Genomic DNA, 1,198 nt, shown 5'->3' on the forward strand with positions numbered 1-1,198 from the left:
ATCCCGAGCAGCATCAACATTCGCAAACACAAGGGAGGGATTTCATGAAGTTCTTGCAACGTTGGCGAGCAATCGCCCTGATAGGCGCCGTCTGGGCCAGTGCGCTGCCGGCCCACGCTTTGGTGGGCAAAGTGGTCGGCAGCTTCAACGAGCCGATCTTTGTCACCGCGCCATCCGGCGACAAACGCCTGTTCGTGGTCGAGAAGTCGGGCTTCATCAAGCTCGTGCGTCCCAACAAGACCGTCACGACTTTTCTCGATGTCTCCAAGCGGGTGGATACCGAGGGTGAGCGAGGCCTGCTCGGCCTGGCCTTCGATCCCGACTACGCTGCCAACGGCCGCTTCTACATCAGCTACATCGACCGCCGCACGCTGCAGTCGAAGATCGATCGCTACACCGTCTCAACCGTCAACGCCAACAAAGCCAATCCGAAGTCGAGGCAGCCGATCATTGCGATCGACCAGACGTCCACTGCAGGCCACAAGGCAGGCTGGATCGGCTTCCGCCCAGGTGACACGAAGGACCTCTACTTCACCCTGGGTGACGGCGGCGGCTCGTACGACCCCGACAACAACGCCCAGAACGGCCAGCTGCTGTTGGGCAAGGTGTTGCGCATCGATGTGAGTGGTACGGGTACCGGCTATCTGGTCCCTGCCGACAACCCCTTCGTGGGCTTGCCCGACGCGCGGCCGGAAATCTGGTCGCTGGGGCTTCGCAACCCCTACCGCCCCAGCTTCGACCGGCTGACCGGCGCGTTCTGGATCGCCGACGTTGGCGAGGGCACGCGGGAAGAGGTCAACTTCGAAGCGCCGGACGACAAGGGCGGGCACAACTACGGCTGGCGCCTGCGCGAAGGCACGGTCGAGACGCCCCTCGTCGGCGGCGACGCTACAGGCCTCACCGAACCGGCATTCGACTATGCCCACATGGAAGTGGGCGGCCTCGGCGACTGCGTGATCGGCGGCTATGTGTACCGTGGCCCAAGCATCGCTGAAGCGGACGGGCGCTACTACTTCGGTGACTGCATCAGCAACCGCATCTTCTCGATCACCTACGACGAGCACGGCACGCCGCTGGAGTGGCGCGAGGATACGTCGGCCCTGTTGGCCGACAGCGGGCTGAGCGTGATCACGTCGTTCGGCGAGGACGGCCAAGGCCGGCTCTACGTGATGGGGCTGAGCGGCACTCTGATCAGGAT

The 1,198-nt window shown here is 63.6% G+C and carries 1 protein-coding gene; it reads left to right on the forward strand.

Annotated features, from left to right (window positions below; translation table 11 throughout):
- Nucleotides 1–44 precede the first annotated feature (44 nt).
- Nucleotides 45–1,198: PQQ-dependent sugar dehydrogenase (locus AC1DYI_RS36250; RefSeq protein WP_477208921.1), on the forward strand; the 1,154-nt coding region annotated here is incomplete at its 3' end.

Source organism: Ideonella sp. P3_A4 (assembly GCF_056403075.1).